Consider the following 12,562-nt stretch of genomic DNA (forward strand, 5'->3'; position numbering starts at 1 on the left):
AGAGTGCGCGGCTTAGTCCGAGCGGCTGTGCAGACGCCGTCGTATCGCTATGAAGATCATGCCGGCGAGGACTATGTGCACCAGGACGAGGGCGATTGCATCCGGCTCGACCCATGTGATGGTCCATCCCGAATCGAGCCAACCCGTTCCGCCAAGAACCGTGCGGGTGATTGTCAGCTGCGTCCAGTGGAACGCGATCGCGATCAGCAGCGCCCCGGGCAGGGGGATGCGCCGGGCCGCCACGAGCGCGAGCCCGAACAGCACCAGCTGCGCGATATAGGCGAAGGGATCATTGCCGCCGGGGAACACCTCAATGTTCCCTCCGTCGGCACCGGACACCGTTGTGATTGCCCACCGAACGGGCCCGACAACAACGCCGATGAAGGGGAACAAGGCGGTTGTCACCACCGTCGCTACGACATTCCCCACCCGTCCCGCAGATTCGTCCAGGCATACCCGCGCAGGGAAAGTTCCTCCGGAAGCGCCTCATACAGGGCAAGGACTACGCCGTTCAGGAGGACGAAACCCAGGAAAACGCCAACATCCAGCTCTTCCACGCGGATCCATCCGGCCATGGCTGCCGGCGCCCAGACCAGAAGTCCGGTGAACGCTGCCACGGCCACGCCCAGAACCAGCGGTCGGGCAGCTGACCGGCTGAGCCCAAGCCCCTCCAGCCGCCGATGGTCAAGCCTCCGGCGCAGCAACCCGATGCCCGGCACCACGAGGGCGGTCATCAGGACGGCCTGCAGCAGGACTTCGGCCAGTCGCCCCCAACCGAATAGACGGCCCAGCGCTTCGGAGATGCCAATGGCCGTGCCGAGACAGATGCCGAGGAACGCCCAGCCCAGAACTCCGGCCCCCAGAGCGCGCCACCGCGGAATCGGCCGGCGTTCCTGCGGCACCGTCGGCGGTGTCGCGGACGGCAGTGTGCTTGTAGACATCGGGGTCCTCGTTCATCACGGCTGGGCATCGGCTGGTCTGTTTCCGGCCCAGTCCACCACGCAGTCCCAACCGATCTGCGTAGCCACGCCTGCTGCACTCGGGCAGCAACAGATACTCGCTTAGCCATCGCTCCGACTACGTGGTTTTTCTGAATGCTGCATGGGCGTATGTGTGAAAACCACGTGGTCTCTGAGCAGGGCCGCCCCTAGTCTGTGACTGCCTCGGCCGGGGGCGTGGCGGGGAAACCACGGGAGGCCTGGAGGCAAGTCTCGCATTGACCACACCAATGCTGAGGAGAACACCGTGAAGAAATCATCACCCGCCCTCGCCATCCTCGCCGCAACCGCCGCCCTCGGGCTGGCCGCGTCACCGGCATCCGCAGGCGGGCGGCACCACCCGCCATCACCACCACCTGTACCCGTGGCCGGGGAGGTAACCACCGTCGCCGAGGGGCTGATCAGCCCCCTGAGCTTCGCCGTCGGACGGCGGGGCACCGTCGATGTGGCCCAATCCTTTGCCGGCATCGTAAGCCGCGTAAGCAACGACGGCGGCATCCAACTGCTTGCTGCGGCGCCGGAGGGTTCGCAGTACGGCACCGCCTCCGTCTCCCGCGCCCGCGGCACCACCTACTTCTCATTCAGCGCCGGGCAGGACACACGGGATCCGGCTACCAACATTGGGCTGCTCAAGTCAGTTGACCGGAACGGCAACGTGGAAACCGTCGCCGACATTGCCGGCTATGAATACGCTGCCAACCCGGACGGCATCAACACCTACGGCTTTGAGGAAGCGCTCCCGGCTGAATGCGCGGCGCAATTGCCGGAAGGCATCGCTCCGGCTCCGTACACCGGACTGCCCGATTCCAACCCGGTGGCCTCCCTGCCGGACCGGAACGGGATAGTGGTCGCCGACGCCGGGATGAACGCCCTGGTGCTGGCACGCTACAACGGGAGTGTTTCCACCGTGGCCGTGTTGCCGGCGATCCCGTTTACCTTCCCGGCCGGCGCCGGGTACCCCGACTGCATTGTCGGACTCACCTACCGGGCCGAAGGTGTCCCGACCGACGTCGAACGCGGACCTGACGGCGCCCTGTATGTGACTTCGCTGCCGGGATTCTTTGACGCCGGAGTCCCCGGATCGGTCTACCGAATCAATCCGGTGACGGGCGTGCCGGAGCTGGTGGCCTCGGGATTCGTCGGGGCCACGGGACTGGCGCTGAACAGGAACGGGGACATCTTCGTAGCGGAACTCTTCGGCAACCGGGTTTCCGTGGTGCCAGCCGGGTCAGATACCCCCGAGCTGTTCCTGGAGGCCAACCAGCCTGCTGCGGTTGAACTGCGCGGGGACGGTTTGTACGTAGCGGTGGATGCCCTGGCCGGTGGAGCACCAGTTGAGCCGGGTGCACGGCAAGCGGGCCCACAGCAGCCGCCGGCCCCGGAACCTCCGGCGGAACCGGAACCAGCACCGGAAACCAGCAGCATCATCCGGATCGATCTGGACAACGACTGCCGCGGCCACCATCACCGCGGCGGACATGGCGGCGGACATGGCGGGCACTCCGATTACGGTGTCCTCGACGACGGGGCAGAGGACTGAGTATCCCAACGAAAGCCGGGATATGCCATAAGAGAAAAGTCCTTTCCTCCGCCCCCTTGCCGGATCTAGGATGGACGCGAACGGGAAACGAGCGGGTTTCCCCTGTGAAAGGAGGTGATCCGTGTCTGTATTTGACGAGCTCAAGGGCAGGGCCGGAGAGCTGAAGGACAAGGCCGCCGGATTCGTGGGCGAGAACGCCGACAAGATCAAGGGCGGAATCGATCAGGCCGGCAACTTCGTGGACCAGAAGACGGGCCACAAGTACTCCAGCAAGATTGATGGCCTCCAGAACAAGGTTTCCGAAGCGGTGGATAAGACCAACCGCGGCAAGGAACCCGGAACCGGTGACGGTCCCGGGCAGACCCCTCCGGCCCAGTAAGCCTGCCGGGCACGACAAGAAGCGCCGGTCCCGCCGAGAGGCGGCACCGGCGCTTTCGTCGTTTAAGCGCTCGTGTTTATGTGCCGGGCTGGTAGTTCAGGAAACTAGGATTCCTCGCCGGTCTGACCTTCACGGGCCAGGGCAGTCAGGCGCGAGACGGCGCGGAAATACTTCTTCATGTAACCGCCGCCCATCATTTCCTTGGTGAACAGCTGGTCGAACGGCACGCCGCTGGCCAGGATCGGCACATCCTTGTCATAGAGCCGGTCAGCCAGGACTACGAACCGCAGCGCGACCGACTGCTCGGTAATCGTCTGCACGTTGTGCCAGACCACGGCGTCCACACCGTCAATGAGCTGCCGGTAACGGCTGGGGTGGACGCTGGACAGATGGGCAATCAGCTCGGAGAAGTCATCGGCAGCAACCGTCTTGCCGCTGAACTCTGCTTCCATCCGGGATTCCAGCTCGTCGTCCTCCAGCGGTGCCGGGGATTCGGGCAGCCCGCGGTGACGGTAGTCCTCGCCGTCAATCCTCACGACGTCGAACTGGTCCGCCAGAACCTGGATTTCGCGCTGGAAGTCGACGGCGGCAAAGCGGCCCTCGCCCAGGGATCCCGGCAGGGTGTTGGACGTGGCAGCGAGCTTGACACCGGCGTCGGCCAGTTCGCGCATCAACCGGGACATCAGCACGGTGTCCCCCGGATCGTCGAGCTCGAATTCATCAATGCAGACCAGTTTGTAGGTGCTCAGGGCGTCCACCGTCTTGCGGAAGGACATGGCTCCAACCAGGTTGGTGTACTCCACGAACGTGCCGAAAGCCTTGGGGCCCTCCACGGCATGCCAGAGCGAGGCAAGCAGGTGGGTCTTACCGACGCCGAAGCCGCCGTCCAGATAGAACCCCGCCTTGCCCTGGGGTTTTTTCCCGCCGAAAAGCTTCCGCAGTCCGCTCGGTTCCGGCGTATCCACCCCGGCTGCGAATCCGCGCATCGCTTCCACAGCCTGCGCCTGGGAGGGCTGCTGCGGGTCTGGACGGTAGGAATCAAAGGACACGCTGCCGAAGCGGGGCGAGGGAAAGAATCCCTGCAGCAGTTCGTCCACGGATACCTGGGGAGTCCGTTCTGTCAGGTGCTCCAGTTGTGCCACTGCGCGCTGTCCGTCCGTTCCATGCCTGCGGCCGGCAGGGACCTGCCGGGCTCTGATGCTGTTTCTTTACTGCCTGTTGCTTTGCTGCTTGCTGCGGCATTTTGCCGCCCTGCAAACGATACGCCAACCCGCCCGCCAACCGGCACTGCACGGTTCCCGCCGCGAAACACGCCGCTAAACACGTCGCGGCTCTGGACGGACGTACCGGCACCGCGAATACTCGGGGACATGGCACGGCATGTAGCAAGGGCGCGGCGCACCCGCACGGAACGGACCCTGCTCGGGCTGGAATTCGGCACTGCCGCCTCAGCCCTCGGCGGCGGGATCCTGCTGGCCCTTCGTCCCGACGGTGCTTTCCTGCACGCGGATCCGCACGTGCTGCAGCGCACCCCGTTCACGAACTGGCGGGTGCCCGGTCTTCTCCTGGCCGCGGGCTGCGGCGGCGGATTCCTGGCAGCCGGCGTGCTGACCCTGGGCCGGCACCGGGCCGCACGCCCGGTTGCCGTTGCGGCCGGTACGGCCCTGATCGGTCTCGAGGCGTGGGAAGTCGCGTTTGTCGAGTTCCAGCCGCTGGAGGCAATGTTCGCCGGCGTCGGTGCCGCCGTCGTGGTGCTGGCCCTGCGCCTCCCCCGCTTCCCCGAGCCCCAATCTCCGGCTCCCCGCTCCCCCGACTCCGGCTTCCCCGACCCCGAATCCCCGGCGACACGATAAATCTCACTGCCCCGCGACGGTCATGCGCTGCGTTCTCTGTGATGGTGTCCTGTGGAAGATGTATCTCCCCTCGCGGACCTTATGGACGGAGTTGACCCATGGCAGGTACGGACAGACCAGGCCGGGGCGCTCCGCCCATCCGGCGAGCCATGATTACCGCAGGACTGCTCTGCCTGGCCGCCGTTGCGGCCCCCGCGCTGGCCGGATGTGACCCGAGGTCGGGCCTGACACCCCGGCAGGTAATCGAGGGCTTCGCAGCCACTCCGGACCTGCCCGCCACAAATCCCCGGGATGTCACCTCCGAACGGTGCGGTGACGGCGGTGACGACGTTGGCTGCGAGGAAGCCGTCCAGGCGGACGAACTCACGGTGTACGGCTTCGCTAAGAAGGAGGACGCGGCAGCTTTTGCCCGCTCGCTGGGGCGCAACGGGTACCAGTCCGACTGGATTGTGCTCGAATACGACAACGCTGCCGCAGACACCGATGAGGCCAAGGCCTCGTATGCAACCCAAGTGGACGGAACGTGGACTTCGGACTGAGCCCGCCACCGCGGATTACCCCGCAGGAAGTTTTCACCTCCCGGCGTCGTTAGGCTTAGTAGAAGCCCGCAAGCAAAAAGCCGAGGAAAGAAGTTTCGCGTATGTCGATCGCCGCTGACAGCAACCCCAAGTTCGCCGCCTATGCCCACCCGGAACGTCTGGTCTCCACTCAATGGCTGGCCGATCAGCTCGAAACCGGGAACCCGGAGAACAATCTGGTGGTCCTGGAATCCAACGAGGACATCCTGCTGTACGAAACGGGCCACATCCCCGGCGCCCGCAAGATTGACTGGCACACGGACCTGAACGATGCCGATACCCGCGATTTCGTGGACGGCGAAGCCTTCGCGCAGCTGATGTCCCGCAAGGGCATTACCCGCGACTCCACCGTGGTGCTGTACGGCGATAAGTCCAACTGGTGGGCTGCCTACGCCCTGTGGGTTTTCACCCTCTTCGGCCACGAGGACGTCCGCCTGCTCGACGGCGGCCGGGACAAGTGGGTTGCCGAGGGCCGCCCCATGACCACGGACAAGGTCACCGTGGAGGCCACCGATTACCCGGTAGTGGAGCGCAACGACGAGAAGATCCGTGCGTTCCTGCCCGACGTCGTCGGCCACCTGGGCAAGGGACCGCTGATCGATGTCCGCTCCCCCGCCGAATACACCGGTGAACGCACCCACATGCCGGACTACATGGACGAGGGCGCCATGAAGGGCGGGCATATCCCCACCGCCAAGTCGGTGCCCTGGGGCAAGGCTGCCGCGGAAGACGGCACCTTCCGCAGCCGCGAGGAACTCGAGGCCCTCTACAAGGACGGCGCCGGACTGCAGGAGGGCGACGACGTCGTTGCCTACTGCCGCATCGGCGAACGTTCCAGCCACACATGGTTTGTGCTCAAGCACCTGCTGGGCTTCGATTCCGTCCGCAACTATGACGGATCCTGGACCGAGTGGGGCAACGCGGTGCGCGTTCCCATTGCGCGCGGCGAAGAGCCCGGCAACGCACCCCGCTGATCCACCACTGCATAACGAAAGAATTCCCTGATGACTGCCACCCCCGAAACCGCCGTCCCGGACTCCCTGGCCGGGATTGTCGACGACTTCCAGGCACTGGAGGAAGCCGAGCGGCTTGAACTGCTGCTGGAATTTTCCCGCGACCTGCCTGACCTCCCGGCCGAAATAGCGGACCGGCCCGAACTGCTCGAGCAGGTGGTGGAGTGCCAGTCACCGGTGTTCCTCAGCCTGGATGTGGATGACTCCCCCGAGCACCTCGTGACCCTGTTCTTCAAGGCACCCAAAGAGGCCCCCACCACCCGCGGTTTCGCCGGCGTGCTCTACGAGGGGCTGAACGGTCTGCCGGCGGAGCAGATCCTCGCCGTCCCCGCCGATGTTCCTGACCGGTTGGGCCTCACCCGTGCCATCACCCCGCTGCGCATGCGCGGGATGTCCGCCATGCTGGGACGTATCAAACGCCGCCTGGCCGAGCACGAGAAGCTTCGCCAGGCGTAGACGCACCAAGGCGGAAGGCTCCAGCGATGGCAGGGAACCGGGACAAGCATGCGGGCAGGGGCGCGACGCCGGCCACGCGGCTGCTGGATCAGCACAAGGTCCGCTATACCGTGCGGCACTACGAGCACGACGCCGGCGCTCCCTCCTACGGGTTGGAGGCGGCAGAAAAGCTGGAGCTTCCGCCGGAAGCGGTCTATAAAACGCTGATGGTGGATCTGGGCGGGCATCTGGCCGTAGCCATGGTGCCGGTGGCCCTGAACCTGGATCTGAAGAAGTTTGCCGCCCTGATGGGTGCCCGGAAGGCCGTGATGGCGGACCGGCACGAGGCGGAAAAGCGCACCGGCTACGTGGTGGGCGGGATTTCGCCGCTCGGCCAGAAACATTCCTCACCGGCCGGCATCGACAACCGGGTGGAACTGCTGGACACCGTCTACGTGTCCGGTGGGCGGCGGGGACTGCAGATCGGCTTGTCGCCCTTTGACCTGATCCGGCTGACGCACGCTGTCACGGCACCGATTGCAGCGGTGCCGGCCTAGAGCCCGGCTTCACGAACGTCCGGTACCACCCGTCAGGCACGTTCAGGGCTTCCTCAGATGGTGCAGCGCGTAGCCGTAGCTGAGCCGGACGCGCTCCGGGCCGGCGGCCAGCCAGGCCTCCGCGGCACCGTTGGGGAATTCCATCCGCACGACGTCGGCCAGGTCCTGTGCGCTGTCGAAGGTCCAGCTGCTCATCACGTGTTCGGTTGATGCACCGCGGGCCTTCCACCAGTCCGCGATATACCCGCCATCGCCCTGGCCTGCCGACGCGTTGGCAGCCTCGAGCAGCTCCGCGAACTCGCCGTCGTGCTGGTCATTATCGATCACCATCAGGGATCCGCCGGGGCGCAGAACCCGCTGGACCTCGGCCAGTCCGGCGGAGCAGTCGTTCTGCGGCGACGGAAAGAAGTACGCGAATCTGGCGTGCACCAGGTCCACCGAATGATCCGGCAGCGGAATGTGCTCCGCGGAACCGTGCAGCACGGAGGCGCCGCCGGGGCGGGCCCGTGCTGCGGCCAGCAGTTCGGAATCCGGTTCAACGCCGATCACCGAGGCCGCCAGCTCCGCATAGCGCGGCAGCCAGAACCCGGTGCCGCAGCCCAGGTCCAGAATGACGCGGCCGGCCCACGGAGCCAGCCGGGCAAGGGCAGCCCACACCAGCCCTTCACGGTCCAGGGCACGGTTCTCGATCTCATACAGGTCCGGGTGCAGCCCCTGGTTCCAGGCGCGGAAGAAGTCTGCCGGCATTCCGGCCTGGTCATGGTTCAGCATCGGTTACTCGTCAGCATTGGTTCCCCCATTGGTACGGCTTTGATTCACCGAAGATACCGGTTCATCGGGGGAAACCGGTTCCTTGGCCGATACCGGCCCGGCGGGCTCACCGTCCGGGAGGTGCCGCATCCCGCGCAGCGGTGACAGGAGCACCGGAAGGAAGGCCAGGCAGGCCAGGGCGCCGGCAATCCAGAGCGCAGCCCGTGCTCCGTAGGCCTGCCCCAGCACTCCGCCGAGGACCGCGCCGACAGGCTGGGTGCCCCAGACCAGGAACCGCATGGTGGCATTCATCCGCCCGAGCAGCCTGTCGGGGGTCACCCGCTGCCGGAAGCTGACCTGCGCGATGTTGTAGATCACGACACCGAAACTGGCGACCCCCAGGCCTGCCGCCCCAAGCCAGACCAACCAGCCGTTCGTAGCCGCGGGCCAGAGCAGGGCGAAAGGCGCCGTTGCCGCCACTGTGATCCAGATGGCCGGACCCTCACCCAACCACGCGGTTATCCGCTTCGCGGCCAGGGCCCCCAGCAGCCCGCCGATTCCCAGCACGGAAAAGACGACCCCCATCTGCCCCGATCCGAGCCCAAGGTCGCGGGGAAGAAAAAAGATCAGCATCGCCATGTAGGCGGAGAATGCCAGGTTAAAGAGGCCGCTGGACCCGGCGATGGCGCGCAGCAGGGGGTTGGCCAGGACAAATCGCAGGCCCTCGGCGACGTCCGCGAAAAGCTTCGACCCGGGTTCCCGCTCAGGTTGGGCCTGCGATTTCCGGATCCGGAAGACGAAAAGTGCTGACAGGCCCATGGCCAGGGCATCCAGAACCAGGGCGATGGGCGCGGTGAGCCAGGCAATGAGCTGGCCGGCCACGGCGGGGCCGCCCAGCTGGGCTACGGACCGCACGGTTTCCAGGCTGGCGTTGCCGTCCACCAGCCGGCTGCGGCCGATGAGGTGCGGAAGGCAGCTCTGGTACGCCACGTCGAAGAACACGCTGAAGATGCCGGTGACCAGCGCCACCGCGTAGAGCTGCCAGATGGACAGCGCTCCCAGCCACCAGGCCAGTGGAATCGTCAGCAGGACCACGGCCCGGATGACGTCGGAGAGAACCAGGACGTGCCGGTACCTGAGCCGGTCGACCCAGACACCGGCCGGCAGGCCGACCAGCAGGAACGCCACGCTGCTCATGGCAGCCAGCAGTCCCACTTCCAGTTCGCCGGCGTTCAGCGAGAGCACGGCCACCAGCGGAAGGGCAAGGCCGGAGACCTCCTGCCCGAATCTGCTCAGTGCCGTGGAGTAAAAGAGGTTGCGGAAATCGTGCTCCCGCAGCACCCCGCGGCTTGGCTTTTCCGGGCTACCCCTGTCCGTATTTGCCGCAGCCCCACCCGATGTCATGCCGTGTCCGTCATCATGCGATTGACTTTGAACAATCGATTGAGTTTTGTCAATGGGTCTCTGGTATTCTGCCACTCATGACGCAAGAGAGCCGCCCGGCCGCGCGGCGGGCGCCCACGGAGGAGGAAGCCAAGGCCCTCGCCTCCGCAATCCGGCTCCGGATCCTTCGGCTTTGTTTCAAGGAGCAGCTCACCAACAAGGAGATCGCCACCCGGCTGGGGGCCAACCCCGCCACGGTGCTCTACCACGTCCGCAAACTCGTCTCCACCGGTTTCCTCGAGGCGCAGGAAGCACGGTCCGGCCCCAGCGGAGCCTACGAGGTCCCCTATCTGGCCACCGAAAAATCATGGCGGCTGGAACAGGACGGGCATGACCTGGATGTCCGCCAGGCCGTGATCGGTGCCTTTGTCGATGAAATGGGGCAGGTCCCGGCCTCGGACGAGGTCCTGATCTCCCGCCTGGCGGTGCAGCTGACTAAGGAAGGACACGACCGGTTCCTGGAACGGGTCATGGGCATCCTGGAGGAGATCAAGGCAGAGGAAGCGGACGGGGAAACGGACAGCACCAGGTATTCGATCTTCCTGGCCGTGCATCCGGAGAGTCAGCCGGGCCAGCCCGGCCAGCCCCGCCACTCGCAGGCATAGCTCTGGCGCGGACCCGTGCTCCCGTGTTGACTACGTCCATGCCTACCGTTGACATACGCCGCGCCATCGAAAAGGACATGCCGGCTCTCGGACAGGTGCATGTGGCCGCCTGGCAGTGGGCATACCGCGGGCAGATGCCGGACACCGTGCTGGACACGATGGACGCCGGCCGGCGGGCCGACGGCTGGACCCGCATGATGCGGGAAGGGACTGTTCCGGCACCGCACGTGGCTGTGGCGGGCGCGGACGTGGTCGGGTTTTCACATGCCGGCACCAGCCGCGACGACGACGCCGGCGCACAGGTCGGTGAGGTCACCGCGCTCTACCTGCGGGAACAGCACGTAGGCACAGGGCTCGGACGCCGCCTGTGGGAGGCTGCTCTGGACCAGCTGGAGCGCAGCGGCCACACCGAGGTGAGCGTCTGGGTGCTGGACACCAACCAACGGGGACGGGCGTTCTACGAACGGATGGGGTTGACCCTGGACGGGGCAGCGAAAACCGAAACGCTCGACGGGTTTCCGCTGACCGAAGTCCGGTACCGGGCGGCCCTTGGCTGAGCTATTCCCCGGTACGGTGCTCCGAGGGGTGCCGTGTGCGTCCCAGAGCGTTACCGAGCCAGTTCAGCACCACACGCTCCCAGCGTTCGGGATCCACGTTGTATTCCTTCGTGTGCCCTGCCTCGGTAAACGGCTCGAACGTGATGACGTCCGGGTTTTTATCCGCCAGCTCCGCTGACGGACCGTAGGGCACAAAGTCATCATCCTTGCTGTGCAGAATCAGCGTGGGAATACGGATCTCCTCGGCACGGGTCACCCAGTCCATGCTCTTCAGGTCCAGTGGTGCGGCCAGCCCGGTCAGTGCACGCCCGGCCGCGTTGGAAATCAACCACTGGCCCAGCCGGCCCGCCTGCGCGGGAATCCGGTTCACCTTGGCGTGGTGGGAAAGCACGTTCACCCAGTCGATCACCGGACCGTCCAGCACCATGGCACGGATGTAGCGGCGCAGCGGAGAGCGGTCCGCTGTCTGCAGGCTGATGGCTCCGCCCATGGACCAGCCGAACAGCACCACGTCCTTGGCACCGTTCTCGAGCGCAAAACGAATGGCTGCCTCGACGTCCTGCCACTCCGTCAGTCCCAGCCCGTAGCGGCCGTCGGACGCGTAGGGAGCCTCGCCGTCGTTCCGGTAGGAAATGAGGAGGCTGGTCAGTCCGGCCTCGCGCGCCGTGCGCACCGCTCGCAGGCATTCGGTGCGCCGTGCACCGCGGCCGTGAACCATGATGGCCCAGGTTTCCGCGCCGGGGGTACGCACCAGCCAGGCAGGGGCGGTTCCGTTCTCCACCGGAATCTCCACGTCTTCCTGGGGCATGCCGACGGCGGCGGGAGTGGGATAGATGGAGCCGCTCCACCAGCCACGCAGCGCCTTGCCCAGGTCTCCGCTGTACACCTCTTCCACGTCCCGCTGCACCGTGCCTTCACGCGGCACATAGGAGCGGATCGCTCCGATCCGGGCGTGGCCTGCGCCGTCGTCGAAGTACAGGCTGTAGGTCCCGTCCACCGTGGTGTCCGCGTTTGCCGGGAGGATCACCTGGCGCCCGAACTCGCTCTCAGTCACTGCCAGGATTTCCAGGTTTTCATCCCGGGTGCGTACCGGGGTCACCACCTGCCGGGCGAAGTAAATGCCCAGTCCCGATGCCGCAGCCACTACCGCGGTGGACGCCGCCGCGCCTATGCCGGCCCCGAACGCGGTCCAGCGGACCCAGGGAGCGGCGGAACGGACTGCAGTGGAACCGGTGGAAACGTCGGTGGGAACGGAAATAGCCATAAGACCATTCTTACCGACGCAGGCGCGCGCCCCGGGCACCGGCCGTCCGCGCCGCGCCGATCGGCACCGTGACGGCAGACATATTAGGCTGGGACACATGACTTCGACAATTGTGGTGCTGACGGAAGAATCGCTGGGCAGCGGCGACGTGGAGAACCTGCGGGCACTGATGGGTGAGGAGCCCACCCGCTTTGACATCCTGGTGCCGGCAGACACCGGCCGGAACCTGCTGGTGGACGTGCTGGACAACCTGAGCCTGCTGGACTTTTCCGCGGCCTTCAAGGACCTGACGGGCGGACGGCAGACCAAGGCCGAAGGCGTGAAGGAAGCCGTCACCGAGCTCGCCGAATCCCTGGAAGCACTGCAGGCAGCCGGGCTGGAAGCCACCGGCAGCGTGACCGGCGAGGACCCGGTGGCCGCCGTCGTCGAAACCGCCAAGCGCACCGGTGCCAGCCAGGTGGTGGTCATCACCACTCCGCACGCCATCGAGGATACGTTCCGCACCGACTGGGCCAACGAGGCGCAGGACCGGCTCGGCGTGCCGGTGCTGCACCTGTACAGCGGCTCGGGATTTATTGGCGGCTCTTAAG

Annotated in this window: 16 protein-coding genes; 10 read left to right on the plus strand and 6 right to left on the minus strand. The window is 66.0% G+C overall.

All coding sequences use genetic code 11. The annotated features are described in order from the left end of the window. Positions 1 to 12: 12 nt before the first annotated feature. Both QWJ37_RS09970 and QWJ37_RS09975 read right to left on the minus strand, forming a co-directional pair. The gene (locus QWJ37_RS09970; protein ID WP_290245188.1) at positions 13 to 405 is read right to left on the minus strand and encodes a hypothetical protein; all 393 of its coding nucleotides are present in this window, start codon (positions 403 to 405) and stop codon (positions 13 to 15) included. 8 nt (positions 406 to 413) lie between these two features. Continuing rightward, entirely contained in the window at positions 414 to 941 is a 528-nt protein-coding gene (locus QWJ37_RS09975) for a hypothetical protein (protein WP_290245189.1), read from the minus strand. A 304-nt stretch (positions 942 to 1,245) separates the two neighbouring features. On the opposite strand from QWJ37_RS09975, the gene QWJ37_RS09980 reads away from it, so the two are divergent. Both QWJ37_RS09980 and QWJ37_RS09985 read left to right on the plus strand, forming a co-directional pair. Beyond that, complete coding sequence (locus QWJ37_RS09980; protein ID WP_290245190.1) at positions 1,246 to 2,538, plus strand: ScyD/ScyE family protein; 1,293 nt, start codon at positions 1,246 to 1,248, stop codon at positions 2,536 to 2,538. A gap of 121 nt (positions 2,539 to 2,659) precedes the next feature. Continuing rightward, complete coding sequence (locus tag QWJ37_RS09985) at positions 2,660 to 2,917, plus strand: antitoxin (RefSeq protein WP_227902133.1); 258 nt, start codon at positions 2,660 to 2,662, stop codon at positions 2,915 to 2,917. Between the two features lie 104 nt (positions 2,918 to 3,021). Here the strand turns inward: QWJ37_RS09985 and zapE are convergent, their stop codons facing one another. Further along, positions 3,022 to 4,059, minus strand: coding sequence for a cell division protein ZapE (zapE, locus tag QWJ37_RS09990; protein ID WP_227902272.1), 1,038 nt, complete (start codon positions 4,057 to 4,059; stop codon positions 3,022 to 3,024). 228 nt (positions 4,060 to 4,287) lie between these two features. On the opposite strand from zapE, the gene QWJ37_RS09995 reads away from it, so the two are divergent. The 5 genes from QWJ37_RS09995 (at position 4,288) to ybaK (ending at position 7,353) form a co-directional block, all read left to right on the plus strand. Continuing rightward, entirely contained in the window at positions 4,288 to 4,770 is a 483-nt protein-coding gene (locus QWJ37_RS09995) for a hypothetical protein (RefSeq protein WP_290245191.1), read from the plus strand. Between the two features lie 149 nt (positions 4,771 to 4,919). Then, entirely contained in the window at positions 4,920 to 5,309 is a 390-nt protein-coding gene (locus tag QWJ37_RS10000; protein ID WP_227927957.1) for a hypothetical protein, read from the plus strand. A gap of 101 nt (positions 5,310 to 5,410) precedes the next feature. Next, on the plus strand, positions 5,411 to 6,322 hold the full coding sequence (locus tag QWJ37_RS10005) for a sulfurtransferase (RefSeq protein WP_227927958.1): 912 nt from the start codon (positions 5,411 to 5,413) through the stop codon (positions 6,320 to 6,322). Between the two features lie 30 nt (positions 6,323 to 6,352). Further along, positions 6,353 to 6,817: a SufE family protein gene (locus QWJ37_RS10010; protein ID WP_227902137.1), complete on the plus strand. Its 465-nt coding sequence runs from the start codon at positions 6,353 to 6,355 to the stop codon at positions 6,815 to 6,817. Between the two features lie 26 nt (positions 6,818 to 6,843). Further along, a complete protein-coding gene (gene ybaK / locus QWJ37_RS10015) occupies positions 6,844 to 7,353 on the plus strand; it encodes a Cys-tRNA(Pro) deacylase (RefSeq protein WP_227927960.1) in 510 nt (169 codons plus the stop codon). A gap of 42 nt (positions 7,354 to 7,395) precedes the next feature. On the opposite strand, the gene QWJ37_RS10020 is transcribed toward ybaK, so the two are convergent. Together QWJ37_RS10020 and QWJ37_RS10025 are read right to left on the minus strand one after the other, a co-directional pair. Then, positions 7,396 to 8,124: a class I SAM-dependent methyltransferase gene (locus QWJ37_RS10020; RefSeq protein WP_290245192.1), complete on the minus strand. Its 729-nt coding sequence runs from the start codon at positions 8,122 to 8,124 to the stop codon at positions 7,396 to 7,398. Between the two features lie 3 nt (positions 8,125 to 8,127). Further along, positions 8,128 to 9,507, minus strand: a complete 1,380-nt coding sequence (locus QWJ37_RS10025; RefSeq protein ID WP_290245193.1) for an MFS transporter — start codon at positions 9,505 to 9,507, stop codon at positions 8,128 to 8,130. A 77-nt stretch (positions 9,508 to 9,584) separates the two neighbouring features. Between QWJ37_RS10025 and QWJ37_RS10030 the strand changes: the two genes are divergently transcribed. Then, positions 9,585 to 10,151 carry a winged helix-turn-helix domain-containing protein gene (locus tag QWJ37_RS10030; RefSeq protein ID WP_290245195.1) on the plus strand — a complete coding sequence of 189 codons (567 nt, stop codon included), beginning with the start codon at positions 9,585 to 9,587 and terminating at the stop codon, positions 10,149 to 10,151. A 38-nt stretch (positions 10,152 to 10,189) separates the two neighbouring features. Continuing rightward, positions 10,190 to 10,708, plus strand: coding sequence for a GNAT family N-acetyltransferase (locus QWJ37_RS10035; RefSeq protein ID WP_290245196.1), 519 nt, complete (start codon positions 10,190 to 10,192; stop codon positions 10,706 to 10,708). Position 10,709: 1 nt separating this feature from the next. Here the strand turns inward: QWJ37_RS10035 and QWJ37_RS10040 are convergent, their stop codons facing one another. After that, positions 10,710 to 11,972, minus strand: coding sequence for an alpha/beta fold hydrolase (locus QWJ37_RS10040; RefSeq protein WP_227902143.1), 1,263 nt, complete (start codon positions 11,970 to 11,972; stop codon positions 10,710 to 10,712). 97 nt (positions 11,973 to 12,069) lie between these two features. Here QWJ37_RS10040 and QWJ37_RS10045 point away from each other — a divergent pair, with 97 nt between their 5' ends. Further along, entirely contained in the window at positions 12,070 to 12,561 is a 492-nt protein-coding gene (locus tag QWJ37_RS10045) for a hypothetical protein (protein WP_227902144.1), read from the plus strand. The last annotated feature ends 1 nt before the right edge of the window (position 12,562 follow it).

Source organism: Arthrobacter sp. YD2, from assembly GCF_030410475.1.
GTDB classification, from domain to species: Bacteria; Actinomycetota; Actinomycetes; order Actinomycetales; family Micrococcaceae; genus Arthrobacter_B; species Arthrobacter_B zhangbolii.

Excerpts from the sequence above, each read along its gene's own strand:
- QWJ37_RS09975 (WP_290245189.1), bottom strand. The coding sequence starts at position 941 with ATGTCTACAAGCACACTGCCGTCCGCGACACCGCCGACGGTGCCGCAG.
- QWJ37_RS09995 (WP_290245191.1), top strand. The coding sequence starts at position 4,288 with ATGGCACGGCATGTAGCAAGGGCGCGGCGCACCCGCACGGAACGGACC.
- QWJ37_RS10000 (WP_227927957.1), top strand. The coding sequence starts at position 4,920 with ATGATTACCGCAGGACTGCTCTGCCTGGCCGCCGTTGCGGCCCCCGCG.
- QWJ37_RS10005 (WP_227927958.1), top strand. The coding sequence starts at position 5,411 with ATGTCGATCGCCGCTGACAGCAACCCCAAGTTCGCCGCCTATGCCCAC.
- QWJ37_RS10010 (WP_227902137.1), top strand. The coding sequence starts at position 6,353 with ATGACTGCCACCCCCGAAACCGCCGTCCCGGACTCCCTGGCCGGGATT.
- ybaK (WP_227927960.1), top strand. The coding sequence starts at position 6,844 with ATGGCAGGGAACCGGGACAAGCATGCGGGCAGGGGCGCGACGCCGGCC.
- QWJ37_RS10020 (WP_290245192.1), bottom strand. The coding sequence starts at position 8,124 with ATGCTGAACCATGACCAGGCCGGAATGCCGGCAGACTTCTTCCGCGCC.
- QWJ37_RS10025 (WP_290245193.1), bottom strand. The coding sequence starts at position 9,507 with ATGACATCGGGTGGGGCTGCGGCAAATACGGACAGGGGTAGCCCGGAA.
- QWJ37_RS10030 (WP_290245195.1), top strand. The coding sequence starts at position 9,585 with ATGACGCAAGAGAGCCGCCCGGCCGCGCGGCGGGCGCCCACGGAGGAG.
- QWJ37_RS10035 (WP_290245196.1), top strand. The coding sequence starts at position 10,190 with ATGCCTACCGTTGACATACGCCGCGCCATCGAAAAGGACATGCCGGCT.
- QWJ37_RS10040 (WP_227902143.1), bottom strand. The coding sequence starts at position 11,972 with ATGGCTATTTCCGTTCCCACCGACGTTTCCACCGGTTCCACTGCAGTC.
- QWJ37_RS10045 (WP_227902144.1), top strand. The coding sequence starts at position 12,070 with ATGACTTCGACAATTGTGGTGCTGACGGAAGAATCGCTGGGCAGCGGC.